6 protein-coding genes are annotated in these 20,656 nt (G+C 54.1%); 3 read left to right on the top strand and 3 right to left on the bottom strand.

What is annotated here, in order from left to right; translation table 11 throughout:
* Nucleotides 1-132: 132 nt before the first annotated feature.
* The 3 genes from B0F88_RS16610 to B0F88_RS16600 are packed head-to-tail and all read right to left on the bottom strand — an operon-like array spanning nt 133 to nt 17,158.
* Nucleotides 133-1,020: a phytanoyl-CoA dioxygenase family protein gene (locus tag B0F88_RS16610; RefSeq protein WP_104425062.1), complete on the bottom strand. Its 888-nt coding sequence runs from the start codon at nt 1,018-1,020 to the stop codon at nt 133-135.
* Between the two features lie 52 nt (nt 1,021-1,072).
* A complete protein-coding gene (locus tag B0F88_RS16605) occupies nt 1,073-2,182 on the bottom strand; it encodes a MupA/Atu3671 family FMN-dependent luciferase-like monooxygenase (protein ID WP_104425061.1) in 1,110 nt (369 codons plus the stop codon).
* A 9-nt stretch (nt 2,183-2,191) separates the two neighbouring features.
* The gene (locus B0F88_RS16600; RefSeq protein ID WP_104425060.1) at nt 2,192-17,158 is read right to left on the bottom strand and encodes a beta-ketoacyl synthase N-terminal-like domain-containing protein; all 14,967 of its coding nucleotides are present in this window, start codon (nt 17,156-17,158) and stop codon (nt 2,192-2,194) included.
* A gap of 729 nt (nt 17,159-17,887) precedes the next feature.
* Between B0F88_RS16600 and B0F88_RS16595 the strand changes: the two genes are divergently transcribed.
* From B0F88_RS16595 to B0F88_RS16585, 3 genes are all read left to right on the top strand, one after another.
* Complete coding sequence (locus B0F88_RS16595; RefSeq protein ID WP_104425059.1) at nt 17,888-19,492, top strand: NAD-binding protein; 1,605 nt, start codon at nt 17,888-17,890, stop codon at nt 19,490-19,492.
* The gene (locus tag B0F88_RS16590) at nt 19,489-20,181 is read left to right on the top strand and encodes a potassium channel family protein (RefSeq protein WP_104425058.1); all 693 of its coding nucleotides are present in this window, start codon (nt 19,489-19,491) and stop codon (nt 20,179-20,181) included. The genes B0F88_RS16595 and B0F88_RS16590 overlap by 4 nt, the downstream gene beginning before the upstream one ends.
* A gap of 130 nt (nt 20,182-20,311) precedes the next feature.
* Nucleotides 20,312-20,602, top strand: coding sequence for a cupin domain-containing protein (locus B0F88_RS16585; RefSeq protein WP_104425057.1), 291 nt, complete (start codon nt 20,312-20,314; stop codon nt 20,600-20,602).
* Nucleotides 20,603-20,656 lie beyond the last annotated feature (54 nt).

The raw sequence follows: 20,656 nt of genomic DNA, 5'->3' as shown, positions 1-20,656 counted from the left end.
CGAATCTGCCTAAGAACATGTATAGCAGTTACCATGAAGAGCATGAAGGACATGAAGATTTAAATCCTTCATGTCCTTCATGCTCTTCATGGTTTAAAAATAAAACGGGCTCACGTTATTTTATGCACGTTCCTATGAATGCCCGGCTCCGTTTAATAAATCCAGGTCAGGACTAAAGTTGAAGTTAAGCGGCCGAATATCTCCCGCACATTCCGGGAAAAGATGTTCTATTTTTTTCCTCTGCCGTTCAGGCCACTGAGCCACAAGCAGATCATTCGGGACACTGCACCCATCGAATTCCCTCTCCCGCATGAAAATACTTTTTATTCTGGCCTGCATGCCGGCAGGCAGAGCAGGAAAATCGGGATTAAAATTGAGGCTTAACAAAGTTCTGTTTTCATTCGATGTATTGGCGTAGGCGCTGTGCAATAATCGCGTATCCTTGACGACAACGTCGCCCGGTTGAACCTCGATTGCAACCTCCCCTTCCCATGATTGATAAAGCGGGTGCTCGAGGTTCTCCACTCTGGACAGAGATGAACCGTATACCGCTGGAACTTCATGAATCGGGTGCCTTTGATGATGACTGCCGGGTATAACCCGAAGGCAGCCATTGTCGGGCAAAGTCGGGGAAAGATAAATCATCATGTTGACCTGGGGAATCCGGTCGGTATAGGAAAGCGGATCATCCCAGCCCCACCAGTCATGATGCCAGAACAGAGGCGGACTGGCGGGCGGTTTGCTGATAATAGAACCGCTGCTGAACACATGGCCGCCTAAATCCAGCTCGTCAAACAGCGCCGCCAACGCCTCGTGGCCGATGATTTCAGAAAAATCGGGATAGTCCGATATATCGACCAGACAACCCTGGGACTTGAACTGGGAGCGATGGTTTTCAGAAACATGCTCCAGCGCCTTATCGCACCATTGGCCGATTTTTTCGATCATGGACTGATCAAATAGGCTCCGAACAATACAATAACCCTGCCGTTCCAGCTTTTCCCTGTTTGTTGATTTCATTATTTATCCCCCTGTAAAACACACGATGTAGTTGCCGTCTCAAAGAAACGCCTCAGCAGTAGTTAGACGTCAACCGTTTAAGATAGGTCAGGGACTCCCTGACCACCGAATAGTCCACACCAAAATCGACCAGACAGGCAATTTCATTGACGCCGGCCGCTATCGCCTGATCGACAATATCCCGGCCGTCTTCGACGGTGCCGAAAATTGCGCCGGTTTTAAAGTAACGCTGGTAGGCGTATTCCAGCATCTTGCCTTTTTCCGCCTCGTTAAGCGGGGTACCGCCGTTTTGATCGACGGCCGCTTTCAGGTGCGCATCCAGCGAACTTTTTATGTAATCCTTAAAAGGCGCTTCCACGGCCTGTTGCACCTGCGCCCTGTCCCCCAGCATCAAGGTATGCAGCATTAATGTGATAACCCCTTGCTCCGGGTCAAGCCCCGCCTCCTGCCGGGCGCTTCTGTACAACGCAATCTTTTTTTGCATCGCATCCAGGTTGTTGCCGTACAGCATCGTAAAAATGTTATAGCCCTGCCTGCCCGCATGAATAAAGCCTTCATCATTCTGCGTAACCAGCAGCCAGACCTTCAGTTCCGGTTGCAGCGGACGGGGATAGACCGCAATCGGTATCTGTTCGCCGCCGGGCCCGGCAAACGGCACGGTTTCGCCGCGCCACAGCTTTTGCACGATCGGAATGGCTTCGCTGCATATTTGCCGCCGGTTCTCGTAGTTTTCCGGCGACAGGATAAAATCGGGCTTGTTCCAGCCGGAGCCGAAGCCCAGGTCGACACGGCCTTGCGACAGCACATCGTTCATCGCCCACCATTCGACCACTTCAGCCGGGTGATGCAACGGCAGCGAGATACCGGCGGTTCTGAAACGGATGCGTGTCGTCTGGGGTATTAAATGCGCCGCCATAATCGCGGAGTTGGCGTAAATGGAGCCGAATTCATGAAAATGCCGTTCCGGCAGATAAACCGCCTCAAAACCTTCCTTGTCCGCAAACAGCGTTATGTCCCGCATGAACGCGTATTTTTCCGCATCGGAAATATCTTTCCGAACATCCGAAAAAAACAGGAAACTGAAACTGATGTCCGCCTTCGCTTGTTTCGCCTTATGCGCGGCGGGCTGAATGCCCAGCAGCTGTTCTATCGTTTGTGTCATGGTGTGTTTTTATTGCAACAGGGACTTGCTGTTCTGCGCCGTTAAATGCCTGGACAGCGTTTCGACCGTGGAAAAATCGATCAGCCATTGCGGTTGCACCGGCTGTTTCAGTCTTTTCTCCAGCCGGGTCGCCAGCACCATCGCCGAGATCGAATCCAGCCCGTAATTCTGGAACGGCTGGGTAGAGTCGAAACTCTTCAGTTTCAGCACTTCCAGCACGGTATTTGTGATCACCTGCGCCATATCAACCGGTTGTTCCTGCGCTGCCGGTTGCGCTACCCCGGCAAACAGCAGCTTGTGTATCCGGTGTATCAGGTTCGGTTCCAGGTGTTTGATCCGGTCCAGGCTGATCACGTCGGTGATCCTGTAGACCGGCACCTCAAGACCCGAGCGTTTTTCAGCTTCCCATTGATCCAGATGATGCAGGATTGAATTTTCCGGGACGGTTTCAACAGGCGCCTCTGGCTTGGCCGCCACAGCCTGTTTTCCGGCTTCAACGGCATTGAGGTTCGCATACAGCAATTGCAGCCTGACCTGCTCAAACTGCTGCCGGTCGAGATAGCCGATAAACACCCTGCTGTCCTCCGTGCATGCCAGCGCCTGTTCAAACAGCGCCCGGCCTTCCTGATTGGAAAATGTCCGTATGCCGAGCCGGTGAAAATTCTCTTCTATCGCCGCAACCCTTTCACCGGCAATCCGGGTAATGGCTCCGCACTGGTTCCAGTCCGACCAGATGATCGTTTTGTAACACGTATGATTGTTTTGATGGTGCTGATAAGCGCTGAAAAAATCGACAAACGAATTGGCCATCGCATAATCGCCGGCGCCGCGGGCCAGATGCGGCATAAGCCCGGTCATCGACGAAAACGATACGAAAAAGTCCGGCGCATCCGCCTTGAAAAGCGCATGCAGGCTTTCCAGGCCGTTGACTTTAGGCTCCCACACCTGCTTCATCCGCTCCAGATTTTTGCTGACAAATCCGGGGTTATCTGAATCGGAATAAACGCCCGCACTGTGAATAACCCCTCTGATCGGCCCCAATTTGGCGCGGATTTTTTTGAAATAACGCTTCAACGCGTGCTGACCGCTCAACGAGCCGGTATAAATCTGAAGATGCTCAACCGCCTTGTCCAGCTCAATCAGCTCGAGCAGTTTATTTTTGATATACAAAGACAGGCTGTCGTTATCGACCGCCTTCGACCACGACTCCCGTGGCGGAAGTTGTGTAATCCCCATCAACACCAGCTTATTGCAGCCTTTGGCGGCAAGATACTTGGCGATTTCCAGCCCGACGCCGTTGGTTCCGCCGCTGATCACATAAACGCCGTCCTGCGCAATCGGCAATGCCTCTCCGGCTCCAGCTTCGACGGCCGATAGGACAGGCGCAAAACGCTGCCCGTCACGGTAGCACAGTTCAGTTTCCTGCAATTCGGCGTCAAACTCCTGCATGATGATTTGCCTTAATTGTCCGGGCCGGTCATAAGCTGTTTGGTCAATATCGATAAACCGGGCGCTGACATGCGGATAATCCGCGCTGAGCATTTTGACCAAACCGGCAAACTTTGCGCCCGCCAGGCTCATCTGCTTGTACTGAAAATGCTGCAAGCCTTTGGTGAAGTATAAAATCGCAATGTCGTTATAAGTGCCGATGAGGGTTTGATAGAAAACGGTTTTGCCCGGATTGTCGGCATCGCTGTCTTTGGCCGTATCGTAAAGATCGCTCAAATCGATAATGTGGCTAATGTTATCGTACTGGTCGATCAGGATGTGGGCGCTGATTCTGACCGATTCGGCATCCTTGTAGTTGATCGAATTCTGGATCTGACTGGGCAGAACGCTGTTGTCGCCGATCAAAATGACTTTGTTAAAGTCTTCCGGTTCAAGCAGTTTCCGGGCAATTTGCAGGGACTCATGGTTAACCAGAATCAGCACCGTGCCGCGATCGGCCGGGTGCGTCACCGGTTGCGGCTGTTTTTCCCGCCATTCCTTGTTAATCAGGCAGATATGCTCCGCGACCTGTTCGGCGCAGCCGTTCCGAGCCAGACGCTGCCCTGCGGCATAATGGATTTGCCTCAACTTGGTGAACGGTTCAGTCTGCGCGCCGAAAGCCAGCCATTCCCTAAACAAACGCTGCATTGCCGCGTTCAAGTCGCCACAATCATCCTGAGTAACCAGCACACAGCGCGACTGTTCCGGTTTGACGGCTTTGCTGATCAAGTCTGCCAGCCGGTCGGCCGCAACCGGGTCGGTCTGCATGAAAAACAAGACGTCCACTGGGCTGTCGCTGCCTTGATCGGACAGCACTTTCAGGCATTGCTCGATCGCCGATGTATCGGTCGGCTGTGTTCCGACGCCTCCCAGAAACAACAAACAATCGGGCCGTTTCGCTGCCAGCCCGTCGTTGATTTCAGTGACGGCGCAATAACTCACATTCGAGGAATCATCGAGGCCGGACGCCTGCTTCAACTGCGTCAGCAGGTTACTGAATGCAAGGCGTTCGCCGTCATCGGCGTAGATAACGGTAAGCTGTTTGCCTTGATAATGCTGCAAGCGGTTTTGCCAATCAATCGTGTCCGGCAACTCGCTGCCGCGCCACAGCTCGCTATCTATCACCGGTGTTTCGCTGCTGCGGCAGGGCTTGCTCTCAACGGTGTCGTCTTCAACGGCTTCGGTTTCCGGTATCCAGTAATGTTCGCGGGCAAACGGATAGGTCGGCAAACCGTGCTTTCGCCGCGCCTGTCCGGGCCGGTATAACGACGACCAGTCGACCGTTTCGCCGACAACCCAGCGTTCAGCCAATTGCCGTAGCTGCTGCGTTGTAGCTTCCCCTTGAATTGTGCCATCGGCAGCTGCGGCCTTTTTGCCGACTTCACCGGCAACACAATCCTGATCGCTTGCGCCGGTCAACGCGTAGTTTGATAACCTTGTTCTTAATTCGTCAGCCGTGTTCGCGACAATCGCCAGACGATGATTCAACGCCACCCTGCCGACCTGAAAGGTATAGGCCATATCGCTCAGGTTGATTTCCCGGCTGTTGTATTGATCGGCCAGATAGTCGCTGACTGCCTGCGCATAAACCGCCAATTGCTGCCCGCTTTTTGCCGACAACACCAACAGCACCGGCGTATCCGCTGCAACTGCGGCCGCAACCTGCGGTAAAGGCTCTTCCAGCACGATATGGGCGTTGGTGCCGCTAAAACCGAATGAGCTGACTGCAACATGACGCTTTTGCCCGACCGGCGCGTCCCACGGTTTACACTGCGTATTCACGTAGAACGGGCTGTCCTCTAAATCGATATGCTCGTTCAGTTCCTGATAATTGATGGTCGGCGGCAATTGCCTGTGCTGTAGGGCCAGCACCGATTTGATCACGCCGGAAACACCGGCGGCCGTCGCAAGATGCCCGATATTGCTTTTTACCGAACCCAGCGCGCAAAAATGCTTCCGGTCGGTAAACCGGCGGAATGATTCGCGCAACGCGTCCACTTCAATCGGGTCGCCAAGCTTGGTTGCGGTGCCGTGCGCTTCAATCAGCTGGATATGCTCCGGGTTGATGCCGAATTTTTTGTAAATACCGGTTTCCAGGCGGGTTTGCGATTCCTGGTTCGGCGCGGTAATGCCGTTGCTTTTACCGTCCTGGTTGACGCCCCAGCCGCGAATCACGCCGTAAATATCATCGCCATCCTGCTCGGCCTGCTCCAACCGTTTCAGCAACAGCACGCCTACGCCTTCTCCGGGGACAAAACCGTTTGCGCGCTGGTCGAAGCTGTAACAGCGCCCGTCCGGCGACAGCATGCCGGCCTTGCTCATTTTGACATGAATCTCCGGGCCGTTGATCACATACACGCCACCGGCCAACGCCAGATCGCTATGCCCCAGCACCAGACTGTCACACGCGTTTGCCAACGCGACCAGCGACGAGGAACAAGCGGTATCGATGGACAGGCAAGGCCCTTGCAGATTCAGGAAGTAAGCAATACGCGCGGGCAGTATTGAAACCGACTCGCCCATCAGTGCCTGCGCGCACTGCGCCTGGCCGGCCATCAGCTGGCTGTAATCGCTGGCCGTGCAACCGACAAATACGCCGCACAAGCTTCCCGACAAATCGGACGGGTTGTAACCGGCGTCTTCAATGCAGCTCCAGCTGGTCTGCAAGAACAAACGCTGCTGCGGGTCCATATATTCCGCCTCCGACGGCGAAATATTGAAAAACAGCGGATCGAACACATCGACATCATCGAGCAGCCCCATGCGTTTGCATACGGTTTTGCCGGGCGCATTCCTGTCAGGATCGTAATATTCGTCAACCGACCAGCGCGTGGACGGAATGTCCGAAATACACTCGCGCCCCTGCACCAGATTCTGCCAGAATTGCGTCACGTTATCGGCTTTAGGGAACTGCCCGGCCATACCGATAATGGCAATCGACTGGGTTGCGCTATTTTGATTGCGGTTTTGCTGCGGCTCGGACTGCGCCGCGCCCTCGGCTCGAACGGGCGGCACAGTGACCGGTTCCTGCTCAACGAGCTGCCGATCAGCGGAGCCCGCCAATGCAAACGAACAAACCAGAACCGGTTCGGTTACTTGTTTACGGGGCTGCGCCGCCATTGCCGCAGCAACTGCCTGTTGAGGCTGTTCCTGATTTTGGAACTGGCCCTGTTCTCTTCCCGACTTCAGCAGGTACTGGCAAAACTCGGCCAAGGTCGGATAGCTGTAGACCTTGGTCGCGCCGATGGATAAGCCATAGCGTTTATTGATCGCCCTGATCCAGGTGACCGCGGTAATCGAATCCAGCCCCATGTCGATAAACTTCATGTCATCGTCGAGCGTATCCGGGCTCATCAACAGCTCCCTGGCCAGGGTTTCTCTGAGCCATGCCAGCAGTTGATCGCCGTTTTCCTGAACCGTTCCCGTATCGATAGCTGTATCAACACAGGGCGACGGTTGCGGGTATTCCATTTGCGACAGCACAAACTCGGTAAACCGGGTCAAGGTCGAGTAACTGTAGACTTTGGTTGCGCCTATCGACGAACCGAACTGTTTATTGATCTTTCTGATCCAGGTGACTGCGGTAATCGAGTCCAAACCCATATCGATAAAGGCCGTCTGATCGTCGACCTGTTCCCGCTGCATTTGCAGCTCCTCGGCCAGACTTTGCCTCAGGCTTTCAAGCACCTGCTGCGGCGACTGGTGGCTAGATGCCCGCGCGCCGCTCATTGACGGTTGAGCCGGTTGGTCTTGCGCGGCGGCCTCATTGAAATGGCGGTTGATGTTATCGATGACGTCCTGATTGCCGACGAAGGTCTTGTCGTGCATCGCCAGTTCCTGCGTAAAAACGCCCGGCAAGCGCTGCCGGATCGACTCGCTGCGCCGGTTCTTTTGCTGCACAAGCTGATCTCTGGTCGACAACGCCAGATGGTTGGCCAGCGCCAGCGCATAATCGAACACTTCGCTACGGGGCATGACCGGCATAGCAATGCCCCGCCGCTTTAACTCCCGGCCCTGAAACTCCCGGGCGGTCAATAAAACTTCCCGGCTTAAATCGTGGCCCAGCCGCTCCGGGAAGATCAGCGTCGAGCCCGCGCCCGGCGTAAAACCATAGAGCATATACGGACTCTGATAGACGCTTTCCTCGCTGTAAACCGCCCAATCGCAGAACAGCCCCATCGCCCATCCGGCCCCGATCGCGTGTCCCTGCATCGCCGCAATCACCGGAATCTCGCAGGCAAGCGGCATACTGTAACTCTGTTCGTCGGTAAACCGGGCGCTGCCGTTCTGGATGGCCAGCAGCCCCTGTTTGGTGCCGCCGCAGGCAAAATAATTATCGTAACCGGTCAGCACCACGGCCTTGTAGCCGGGCGTGTTGTTAATATGGTCAAAAGCCGCAATGACGCCGCTGACAAACTCCGGCGAAAAGGTGTTTTTGCTGGATCGGTCGCACAGATTCACCACCACCACGCCGTTGCGGTACTTTTGCAGCGTAACTACATCGGAATCGAGCTTGACCGGCTCCGGCGATTCCGCACCGGCAGTTGCGCGGCCTGGAGACCAGACAAACCCGGCATCCGGCCTGTTCGTATCAGCCTGCCCTGGCACTCCGGCTACCGGCGTAAACGGAGCGGCAAGGTTTCCAGTCAACTGCCTGATCCGTGAGGATAAATGTTTTTTTAGTTCAGCCGACGCCGTGCCGGATATTTGCGCGATGCTGCGGGCTGTTTCGAGCGCATAGCCGTCGATCTCGGCCTGCCCGACAACCGGCATCGTCAATCCGGCCTGCCTTAATGCAGCACCGCTCAATAGCCCTGAACCCGATACCAGGCTACCGGCGCAGGCTTCGCCAAAGCGTTCGGCAAAAAGCCGGTATTCCTGCTCGGAAACAGCGGTCGAATGAAAGCTGTACGTCCCTTCCGAACTGCAAATCATGACCTCGCCGACGGCAGCCATCAGCATCGCGTTGTAGCTGTTTTCACCGGTCAGCACGGCGATCACGGGAACGGCACAACCTGCTATGGCCGAAGCCGCGTTACTGATAGAACGCTTTGCCGCCGGGTCATCTTCAGCGGCAAACAGTTGGTCCAACCCGGTCAGCAACAGCACTTTTACAGCGCCATGCGCCGGCTTGTCTTCGGCCAGCATGTTAACTCTTTGTAAACATCCGATCAGCCCTGCGCAGGCGCTGTCTATCGCAATCGGCTGTCCGTCCGCGTTATCAGGCTTAACGGCAAAAACACCCTCGCCGTAATCGTAAAGCGCAATGCAGGGATTACCTCCGGCGGACGCTACCGCCTTAGGAGTGTCAGAGGCTGAGTCGTAACTTTGCAATAACCTGAGGCTGATCGGTTTTATTATAGTTTGCGTCTGGAACGTTGCCGGACACAACGCAGGTTCCCGCAATGAAATTCCGTCCGGCTTCGCAGGAACGACGGAATCGGAGCAAGGCTGCTGCGCAGGAACTTCGGATATGGTGCGTTTCATCGGCTCTACGGCTGCGGCTGATGCCTGCGGTATCGGCAGCGGCGCTGGGGCGCTGGCAACGTCAACAGTCTTCTGAGGCGTTTCATCCACCTCAACCAACGGCAACCAGTAACGGGTCGCCGCGAAAGGATAGGTCGGCAGGCTGATGCGCCGGGGGACGCACTGCCCCTGATAAAGCCTTGCCCAATCGATGTCCATGCCTTTGGTCCAGAGATTCAGCAGCCTGGAATACTTGCGCTGCCTGAACCACGCATCCACCGTTTGCTGCATCGATTCATCGCCGGCAAACGCCGCAATCAGCTCCTTGTGGCGCTTGACCTGACCCTGATAAAGATCCGCTACCTCATCTTGACCGCCGATATAGGCTTTGAGTTTTTCCTGCAACTGGGCCGGCGAGTGCGCGACCAGCGCCAGACGCTGATCCATCTGCTCGCGGCCGACCTGAAGGGTGTAGGCCAGATCCGGCAACTCAAGCTCGTCAGCATCGGCGACACGCCGACCGATAAAGTCATGCAGTCTACCCGCATAGGCTTTAAGCCGTTCCTCGTTTTTGGCGGACAACACAACAACGCAGCCCTGCCCGGCATCTGGCGGCAGGCGTTCCGGTTGCCGGTATTCTTCGACCAGCACATGGGCGTTGGCACCGCCTGCGCCGAACGCGGATATACCGGCTATGCGCGGAAATTCCTTTAGCTCGCCCTGATCCTCCAGCAGCGGCCGTTGCCAGTCCGCCAGCGTTTGCTGGACGACAAACGGGGTCTTGGCAAAGTCGATATTCGGGTTCAATTCGGCCGCATGCAGGCTGGGCGCAAGCTGTCCATGACGCAGTTGCAGGATGACCTTGATAAACCCGGCGATTCCGGCCGCCGCTTCCAGATGACCGACATTGGCTTTCGCCGAACCCAGCGCGCAAAAGCCGGTATCCTGCGTAGTGTGCCGGAAGGCCTGGGTCAGGCCGGACACTTCAATCGGGTCGCCCAATTCCGTACCGGTGCCGTGCGCTTCAATATAACTGACCGCACGCGCATCGACGCCCGCTTTTTGCAGCGTATCCCTGACCAGTTCGGCCTGGGCCTGCGGATTGGGTACGGTATAGCCGTTGGTTTTGCCGCCATGATTGACATGGGTTGCGCGTATCGTTGCATAAATCCGGTCGTTATCCGCTATCGCCTGAGACAAGGGCTTCAGCAAAACCGCGCCCGCGCCTTCGCCCGGCACGAAGCCGTTGCCGCCTTTGCCGAAGCTTCTGCAAACGCCGTCTTTGGATAACATCCGCGATGCGCTGAGGCCGACATAGCCGGACGGGTGCAGGTAAATATTCACGCCGCCGGCGATCGCCAACCGGCATTCGCCGCTGCGCAGGCTTTGACAAGCCTGATGGATGGCCGTCAACGAGGACGAGCACATGGTATCTACCGGCACACTCGGCCCCCGCGCGTTAAGGAAATAGGACACGCGGTTGGCCGCCGAACTGAACGAGGTATGCGGGTAGACCGTCGAGCCCTGCCGCCACAACTGGGGCCCGAACAAATCGAAACCGGTTCGGGTAATGCCGGCAAAAACACCGACCTGCTGCTTAAAATCGTTGACCAGACGCTCCCGTGTGTAACCGGCGTCTTCCAGCGTCTCCCAGGCGGTTTGCAGGAACAGCCGCTCTTGCGGATCGATCGCGATGGCCTCTTTCGGCGAAATATTGAAAAACAACGGATCGAAATCGGTCACGTTATCCAGGAATCCGCCCCATTTGCTGTAGCTTTTTCCCTGCTCGACCGCCCGGTCCGGGTCGGCATCAAAGAAGTCCTGCATCGGCCAACGATCCGCCGGAACTTCCCGAATGCAATCTTGCCCGGACTTTAGTATTCGCCAATAGTCATCGACATTATCCGCCTGCGGAAAGTGACAACTCATGCCGATAACGGCGATAGCGTCCTGCCCGGCGTCCGGTTTGTTATCGGATCTGTAAAGCTGGGCCGTATCATCGCGCCCGGCGTTTTTTTCCGCACTCGCCTGAACCTGAGGCCGCGAAGTTTCCGATGCGGCGGCTGGTACCTGCAAACCGGTCAGCCGGATTAACTCGTCTTTATTGTTGTTAATGAAATAATCGCTCAGCGCATCGATGGTCTGGCATTCAAATAACAGCGTGCTGCGGACGTCGGGAAATATTTCCCGCAAGGCATTGGTAATCTGCACCACCAGAATCGAGTCGATGCCGTAGGTTTCCAAAGGTTCCAGCGCATCAATATCGTGGCTGTTCATTCTAAGGGTCTTGGCGGCCAGTTTTTTCAAATGAAAATTGCTTGCCTCTTTTAACCCCTCATCAGAACTGATAACGGCCGGTTTCGGAAGTTCATCCGCAGAGCTCGGCTGCACACATGGGGCTGGATTAACCAGATGTTTTTGCGCCGTTTTTTGCTGCCGGACAACCCCGTCGCTTTCCGCAACGATGACCTGCTGACCGAGTACATGCGCATCCGGCGCCGGAAACAGCACGTTGGCAAAACCTTCCTGCCCCAGAACCTGCTTCCAGGTCTCAGGATACAATCCAGGCGCATCGGGAATGCGCAACGGCTGGTCTTCCGACAACCACCATCCTTCCAGCAAACCGAACGTCAGGTGCGCGAACAGCGACTTGCCGCTGATTTCATTCAGCAGCAACAGACCGTTTTTGCGTAACGCCGCCTTGGCGTTCGACAAGGTCTGCCGGATATTTCGCGTGGCATGCAGCACATTGGTGGCTATCACCAGATCGTAGTGCTGCGCGGCTATGTCCTGTCCGGCAAGCGGTTTTTCGACATCGAACAGTTTCGGGCGGACATACGGATAGTCCTTAACAAACTGTTCTTCGGCATGAAACAGAAACGCCTTGGACACATCGGTATAGGCATACTCCGCAATATGCTGCCGGTACGGAGCCAACAGCGGCAGGATCATCGCGGTAGTGCCGCCCGCGCCCGCTCCGATTTCCAGGATGCGCAACTGTGCATCCGGGTCTTTTTGCAAGCGGATCCCGATGGCCGCAACCAGGGATTCGCCCAGAATGCGGTTGAAATAATCGGCAACCGCGTTGTTCCGGTAAATGCCTTCGACGCGCCGCATCGATGAGTCGGGAAACAGAATATCGGTCGCGCGCCTGCGGCCGGACAGAATATCCGGCAGCGCCCGCAAACAGGCTTCCGCCAGCTCGATCGCGGCGCTTAAGTCCGCATCAGCAAAGCTTTCTTGCTTGGCCTTTTCCCATGCCTGCCATAATTGCTCGGGATTGCCTGCTGCGCTCCGGCTAAGCCCCTGTTCGGCCAGTATTTTCCTGCCGGCCTCCAGCCACTGACTGTAAAAACCGTGCGGACTTTCGCCGGATTCATCAAGCAGACCCAGCGACTGCAACGTACCTGCAAACAAAGGCAATAACTGCGCTTCCAATTCCGCGTTGTTGAAAATACTTAACGGTTTAAGCGTTTCAACCCGCTTGTTCAGTTCTTCCGAAACCGGCGGAATCAGGTCAATGCATCGGGGAATGGTATTCACGTAGATATTTAGGTTTTGATCCGGGTCGATCATCGGCAGTACATCGAGCCGTGAAGTTTTCAACAAGGCCAGCTGGTTTACCGGTGCGGTCAGCAATCCCTGCAACACGGACATGGCCTCGTCCGGTTGTATCGGAATAATGCCGCTGAGTTGCAGACGGATTTTCGTGGCCGCAGAAATGGCATCGCCGGTGCCAATATCCCAATGCCCCCAGTTAATGACTTTAACCGCGCAAGTCCGTTGTTTGGCCAGATGCAATGCAAACGCATCTTCAAATGCGCCGCCGGCGGCATAACCGCTGAGGCCGCCGTTTTTCTCCAATGCCACGACGGAGGAAAAATACAGCATGAAATCCAGCGGTTCGTACTTGAACACCTGCGCCAGATTCACGCTGATGTCGATTTTGGCCGAAAGAATGTCCCGGAACCGCTGTTCGTCCATCTCGACCAGACTATGATCGAACAGCCCTACCGCAGAATGGATGACCCCGTGAATGACCGGCCAGCGTTGCTTGATTGTTACATAGGACGCCCGCAACGACTCAGGGCTCGACGCATCCGCAACCACATAGACCGGCGCAGGGCCGAAGTCGGCCAGCGCATCCAGCTTCGCCTGAATCGCCGCATCCGGCCGGCGTCTACCTATCCAGATAACCTGCGCCTGATAATGCTGTATCACATGACGCGTCCACGCCTCGCCTATGCCTCCGGCTCCACCGGCCACCACATAAACGCCGCGCTGCCGATAAACGGGTGTCGATTCGGGCAGTTTTTCGACCGGACTCAGGAAACGCTTGAACCACTGCCCGCCGCGAAAGGCCAGCACATCGCCCTGCCGGTCGGCCGGTAAGCTCATCAACTCGCGCACGGGCCAATCCAAATGATTTTCCATATCCAACGCCCGAATCGACCAGCGGGGATATTCCTTCGCCAGCGCACCGGCCAAGCCATGCACACCCGCATGCGCGGGATCCGGCGCATCTTCGTTGAATACCGCTTGCGTCCGGCAGGTTATCACCGTCCAGCTCAGATCCCTGTTACCGTATGACTCGGCCAGCAAGGCCTTGACCAGTTTAAAAACATACAACAGCCCGGAATTTTGCTGCTCGACCAGCGTCTCGTTAAACTCGGATGCTGCATCCGGCTTTGGCGCTATCCAGATAATATGATCCAGATTGCCAAGCTGCCGGAGTTGACGGCTTAATGACTCGATGGTGACCGCAGGATCGATGGCTATCGATTGCGCAGCCGTATAAACCGACCGTATGGCCTGTTGTTGCTCTAAGCTTCCGCCGATAATCAGCACGCCGTCGTCATGATTGGGGAACAAGCCTGCATTTTTACTGTCGATAACAGGACGCCACAGCGGAGCCAGTACGGTTGGAAGCACGTTTTCAACTGCCGCCTCAACCCAGGCTTTACCGGCAGTATTGCGTTCCTGCGGTAACTCGGCATTCGGCAGCCAGTAGGCATGCTTCGCAAAAGGATAGGTGGGCGCTGCAATCCGCCGCGGCTGCCTGCCCCCGACAGCTTGATCGCCATACAGCAACGACCAGTCCACTTCAACGCCGGACAGCCAAAGCAATGCAATTCTGTCCCAGTCGCGCTGCGCGACCAGCGAGCGGATAAACGCCCGCCCTGCATCGCCTTCGGTCAGTTCCCTGAATTGGGCCGGGACGGTTTTGCTATTGAAGACCTGGGCATGACTCTCCTGATTCGAGCAAAAGGAGCCCAGTTTACCCAGCAGATCCTCACGATCCGTAATCACCAGCGCCAGACGCTCCTCCATAGCCTGACGGCCTGTCTGCAAGGTATAAACCAAATCTGTCATCGATACCGACCGGCTACTGACATCGCTCAGCCAGTCGATATATTTCTGCGCATAAACCTGCAATTGCGGCCTCGTCTTGGCCGACAGCACAAACACCAGCGGCCTAGCCACATCGTCGGCAACTGCGTCAACATTCAATGGATACTCCGCCAGAACCGCATGCGCATTGGCGCCGCCGGAACCGAAACTGCTGACTGCGGCGATTCGCGGCCCGCCGTCTGTCGGAGGCGTCCAGGGTTGCAAGCGGTCGACCACATATAAGCAGGAATCGGATAATTCAATATGTTCATTAAGCTGATGGAAATGCAAGGAGGCAGGCAATTGGCGATGTTGCAGGCACAGTACCGTTTTCAACAAGCCGGTAATTCCGGCCGCCGCTTCCAGGTGTCCCAGATTGGTTTTTACCGAGCCCAAACCGCAGCTTTTTTCGGGCTGCATGCCGGGCTGTGCGAAAGCCTGTTTCAGGCCTTGAACTTCAATCGGATCGCCCAGCGAAGTGCCTGTGCCGTGCGCTTCAATGTATCCCAACGAGCGTGGGTTGATTTTTGCCGACTGCCACGCGGTTTGCAATAGCTTGGCTTGCTGCTCGGGGTTGGGAACGGTCAGTCCGCCGGCCTGCCCGCCGTGGTTACAGGCCGTGCCTTTAATCACGGCGTAGATTCTGTCGTGATCGGACACCGCCGAGGCCAGCGGTTTCAGCAGCACCATGACCGCGCCTTCGCTACGCACATAACCGTTGGCCTGTTGGTCGAAGGTTTTGCAGCGACCGTCTTTCGCCAGCATGCCGGCCTTATAATAAGCGATACTGTTGGCCGGATGGCAAATCAGGTTGATGCCGCCGACCAAGGTCTGCGACGATTCTCCGGTCTGTATCGACTGCACCGCCTTATGCACCGCCACCAGCGAACTGGAACAGGCGGTATCCAACAACAGGCTGGGGCCATGAAAATCGTAAAAATAGGAAATCCGGTTGGCCAGCACCGCCATTGAATTGCCGGTGCCGTAATGCGCATCGACAGGGCTTCGGAACTGATCCAAAAGCCGGGCGTAATCGGAACCGCTGGCGCCGATAAAAACCCCGGTATTGCTCCCTGCCAGCAAATCCGGCGCATACCCTGCGTGCTCGATCGCCTGCCAGCCAAGCTCCAGCAAGATGCGCTGTTGGGGATCCATGGATTCCGCTTCCGCAGGCGATATACGGAAAAAAGGCGCATCGAATGCCGCCACGTTATCCAGAAAACCGCCCCGGTCAATACCCTGATGCTTATGCGCCGGATCGATTTCGTCGGGCCACTGCCAACGCCCTGCCGGTAACTCGCCAACAACTGAAGCACCGCTCAGCAAACACCGCCAAAACTCCTCGGGCGTGCCGATGCCGCCGGGCAACCGGCAGGCCATGCCGACGATTGCAACATCCTGCGTACTGGCCTGGCCCTGCGGTTTTGTTACTACACATTTTGCCTGCTGCGCTTCGCGCTTATTATTCTGCTTTTGCTCCGGGACAACATGCTCACAGAGATACCCGGCTATTTTGTCGGCCGTGTTGTACTGAAAGAAAAAGGCCGGGGTTAGCGGCAGTTGATACCTGAACGCGATTTTCTCGTTCAACTCAAGCAGGTCGGCGGAATCCAGGCCCATCTCCATCAGCGGCCTGTCGAACGAAAACGCCGATTTCCGTTGTTCACCCAGGCAATCGCTAAGCGCATTTTGCAGATAGCCGCGAATTTCGGAGCGCGTAAATCGTGTGTTTTTTGCAGCATCAATGCGCATGTCGTTGCGGCTGCGATGATGAATATCGTAGCTGACCAGCACGCCGCAGCCTTCGTTTTTGTGGTCGTGGGGCCTGTAGCCCGGCATCACCCGCTGAATTGTCGCGCCATGCAGCTCATGGAAGCGCAAAATAGGGTCCGACAGCACGCCATGCTCGTTACGCTGCCGAATATAGTCTTCAAGCGCAAGCCCGGCCATCCGGTCAAAATTTTTGCACAGCGTAATCGCCACCACGGATTGCACGTCTTTTTGCAGACTGCGGTAGATCAGCATAAATTCCAGCAGCTGATCGCCCAGATTTTGCTGCTGCATGTCCGGCAGGATATTAACCGCCAGAAGTTGCACCACCGTGGCCTTTGGATTATGCAATGAGTCAACCTGCGCAACCGTTATTCCGTTTAATGCCTCTGCGCTATCGATGCGTTGGGAATAAATGACGCCGACAACCGCATCACCGACTGTCAGCACCAACTGTCCTTGCGGGTAGCGGGCGATTCTTTGTTTCAAAACAGCTTCAGGCGTGCGCAGCTGTCCGGCCCAGCAACGCTCCTCCAGTAACAGCAATGCCGGCAAGTCATCGGACTGTGCGGCTCGAATGCAGTATCCCCTGCGCTCCAGATGCTGTAATAGGTATTGATTGCAGGATATGCCGTCGAAAAAATGCGCAGGCGGCTGGTGAGAAGGGACCAACCCTGCGGCTGAAGCGGCCATCAAGCAGTCAACCGGGGCTATGGCTGAATGTTGCAATAACCGGCCGATATCATGTTCAGCCGTGGACGCAACGCCGGTCGAAATAAAGCAATCTGCAAACCGCGTCTGACCGCGCTTTATCATTTCAATAGAACACTGTTTAAACAGCTCTGATAAGTTGTCGGTCATGATCTGTTCGGAGGTTTCCCTGGTCGATGGTTATCGTAATAAACAGCATTTTTGTCTGTCCGATTTATGCACGACCAACATTCGGAACTCAACCGAAGCCAATCGCTCTTCCTTTGTTAGAAACTAACACGAAACAGCCACCACACTCAAGGTAAAGGGTATAAAAAATCGGTGTAAAACGCCGCCGCATAAAGTCAGGCTTTCTGTTCCGATACATTATCAGGGCTGAGAGAACCCTCTTTATATATAACAGGGTTCATGCTTATAGAGACCGTTTGTAGCAGACTTTCAGCTTTCAACGCACTTGTTCGCAAATGTCGCAGCATCACGGCTTCGTCATCAAATCCGACACAACCCACGAGAAATTCTGGCTGGTGTTGCCTTTTACTGAAGGCTTCGATTAAGCTACGAGCTCAAGCCGAAGCGCTTTGGGAGTTTTGCGTAGTTCCCCGTTAAGCCAAGGAAATAACGCGGGATGAACCGTCGAGATGATTTTCGCGATACGGCGCCGGTTGTATCCTGCACCGGCCCTGAATTCCCGCAAATCTTCCCGTTCTAAACAACGTTACCTTAACGTCAAGCCTGAAATCAGTACGCCTCATGAGTGAATTACATCTGCGAGACAACTGCTTGATCCCATTGTTTCTGGATGGGGTCTACTGCAAGGAAGTTAAAGCCGCGCCCTATTACACAATCATTAATCATTGAACAACACTTGCAGGCGACAAAATGTTTACACGACTGATTGTTTATTTTGCTTACTTCCTGAAAACATCAAAGCGTTACCAACGCGCCAAGCTGTTTTTCTATGATTTGCTGGAGAATCCAAACAGCCGGCTTAAATCCTATTTTGATGTTTTTATGATTTGCCTGGTAATGCTCAGCGTTTTTCTGCTGATTTACGAAGTGGATCATAAGTTGGATGCCGGCGCAGTGCTGTTCGAACACTGTGTAATCAGTCTGTTTATCGCTGAATACCTGTTGCGGGGCTGGTTGTACAGCGACAATCATAAGATCATTCTCGAACATTATGAAAAGGCCGACTATTTAAAACTCTCTTTTCGTCCGGGCAAAGTCGCCATGATCATTCTTGCCAAAAAAATCGAGTATGTTTTTACGCCTCTGGCCTTGATTGATTTGCTCGCTATTTTGCCTACATACAGGCTGTTGCGGGTCATGCGGATATTGCTTCTTTTCCGATTGTTTAAGCTTTTCCGTTATTTTAATAGCATTAAACTGTTTGCCAACATATTAGCCAGTAAACGTTTCGAACTCATTACGCTGGGCATTTTTCTCGGTTTCCTGGTGTTTGTCGGCAGTACAGCGATTTATTTATTTGAAAATCCCGCCAATGGCGGACAAGTTAAAAACCTGTTCGATAGTTTTTACTGGGCGATAGTGACTGTGGCAACCGTCGGTTATGGCGATATATCGCCGCAGACGACCGGTGGCCGAATCGTTGCGATGGTATTGATCTTGGCCGGTCTGGGCGTATTGTCTTTTCTTGTTTCCATCATTGTCACCGCATTTAACGAGGAGATTGAAGCGTTGCGTGAAAACAGCATCTATACCGAACTGAACCGGTTTGATCACTTTATTATCATTTGCGGTTTTGGCCGGGTTGGGCAGCATATCGCCCGGCAACTTGAAAAAGACAAACAAAATTTTGTTGTCATTGATCCCAGAGAATCGTACATCTTGAAAGCAAAGCGGCTGGGTTTCCTGTTCATTCACGCGGATGCCAGCAAGAATGACGTGATGCATAATGCGGGCATCAATAATGGCGCAACAACTGTTATTTGTGCGACCGGCGATGATGTGATCAATGTTTATATCACGCTGACCAGTCGGCATTTAAACCCGGAGATCAGAATTATCTCCCGTGCTAACAACCAGGATAACGTAAAGAAACTCTACCAAGCCGGCGCCAGCAATGTGATTCAGCCGTTTGAAATCGCCGGGATGGCGGTCGCCGAATACATCGGCCAGCCTGTGGCTTTTGAGGCTATTTTGGGCATTATCCGCGAGGAAAGCCATATCATCATGGAAACATTGTGCGTACATCCCGGTTCATTGATCGAGGGGATGAACATAGCCGAGGTTGGCTTTGAACAACGGAAATTAATGTTGATGGGTATTGTCAGCGCCAATCCGGTACATCAAAAACATAAGAACAGCTATCCGATAAAGAATCAACATTTTTACTTTAATCCCGAGCCGCACTTTGTATTGCGGGACGGCGATCTGTTGGTCGTTATCGGCAGGGAGTACGCCATCGACTATTTTCGCGATCAAATAGAAAAGAGCCGGCTAAAAAACGGGAGAAAACAATGAAGCGCATTGCCGTATTCGGTTACAGCGTGATGTCTTTGGAAGCGATGAATCGATTGAATCCAGAGCAATACAGCATTATCTTTATAGCAAAAGACGATGCCGAAGCCTCGCTGGTCGCGGAAAAAGGTTTTGATACCAAAGTCATCGATTTTCGCAATGATGATGCGCTCAGATCAGTCGGCATAGGCACGGATGTCGACACCCTATTCTGTTTTTATCCCAGGGATTTCGACAATGTATTTTTAACTATTTCGGCGCGGGCGATTGATAAAAATCTTACCATTGTCGCGATTGTCGACGACCCGGAATCGGCTGAGAAATTATTGGCCGCAGGCGCTAACAAGATCATTGACCCTTATGAAATTTGCGGCAGAAAAACCCACGAAATGTTAACCAAACCGGATATTACCAACATTCTGGATAATACGGTTTTCGGTCGGCATGACTTGAATATGGCGCAAATAGAAATCCCTAAAGGCTCTTGTCTGGAAAACACCAGAACCAGTGATTTAAAGTTGAATGAAAAGCACAATCTGATTCTGATCGGTGTTGTAGACAGGGAATTAGGCGATCAACTGCATTTTGCAATCGGAGAAAAAGAGCACTGCTTGAATGCGGGCGATGTGCTGGTGGTCATGGGACCTGCCAGGGAAATAAAAGCGTTCAAAAAAGAAGTCGAGCAATGTTGATGTCGGTGTAAAGCCTCAATTTATATCAATAGGCGGTTAACCCGCTATTTTTCCGGTAAGTTTTGCATGGCGATTAACAGAGCTGATGCTAAAATCGCCGCTCCAACACGTTTAATTTTTTAGGAACAACATGAGCAAAATTACCATCGAACACAATCCGAGTGAAGAACGCTTACAACAACTGGGGGTTTCCAACTGGGAAATCTGGGAAAAAGAAGTTTCAAAATTCCCAATCGATTTTGATGAAACTGAATGCGCCTATATCCTGGAAGGCGAGATTTTGGTAACCCCGGCAGAAGGCGAGCCGGTACGCATTCTGCCGGGCGATCTGGTAGCGTTCCATGCAGGCCTGGACAGTCAATGGGAAGTGGTCAAGCCGCTGCGCAAGCATTACAGCTACGATTTTCCCAACGGCATTTAGCCGGTGGCTGCGCCTCGCAAAAGCACTCGATAGAAGCGGCTTGGAATAAAAAAC

This window comes from Methylobacter tundripaludum (assembly GCF_002934365.1).
Taxonomy (GTDB): domain Bacteria; phylum Pseudomonadota; class Gammaproteobacteria; order Methylococcales; family Methylomonadaceae; genus Methylobacter_A; species Methylobacter_A tundripaludum_A.
This window is presented reverse-complemented; position numbering and strand designations above follow the sequence as displayed.

Bases quoted from the DNA above. Each gene is read 5' to 3' on its own strand.
- B0F88_RS16610 (WP_104425062.1), bottom strand. From the start codon at position 1,020: ATGAAATCAACAAACAGGGAAAAGCTGGAACGGCAGGGTTATTGTATT.
- B0F88_RS16605 (WP_104425061.1), bottom strand. From the start codon at position 2,182: ATGACACAAACGATAGAACAGCTGCTGGGCATTCAGCCCGCCGCGCAT.
- B0F88_RS16600 (WP_104425060.1), bottom strand. From the start codon at position 17,158: ATGACCGACAACTTATCAGAGCTGTTTAAACAGTGTTCTATTGAAATG.
- B0F88_RS16595 (WP_104425059.1), top strand. From the start codon at position 17,888: ATGTTTACACGACTGATTGTTTATTTTGCTTACTTCCTGAAAACATCA.
- B0F88_RS16590 (WP_104425058.1), top strand. From the start codon at position 19,489: ATGAAGCGCATTGCCGTATTCGGTTACAGCGTGATGTCTTTGGAAGCG.
- B0F88_RS16585 (WP_104425057.1), top strand. From the start codon at position 20,312: ATGAGCAAAATTACCATCGAACACAATCCGAGTGAAGAACGCTTACAA.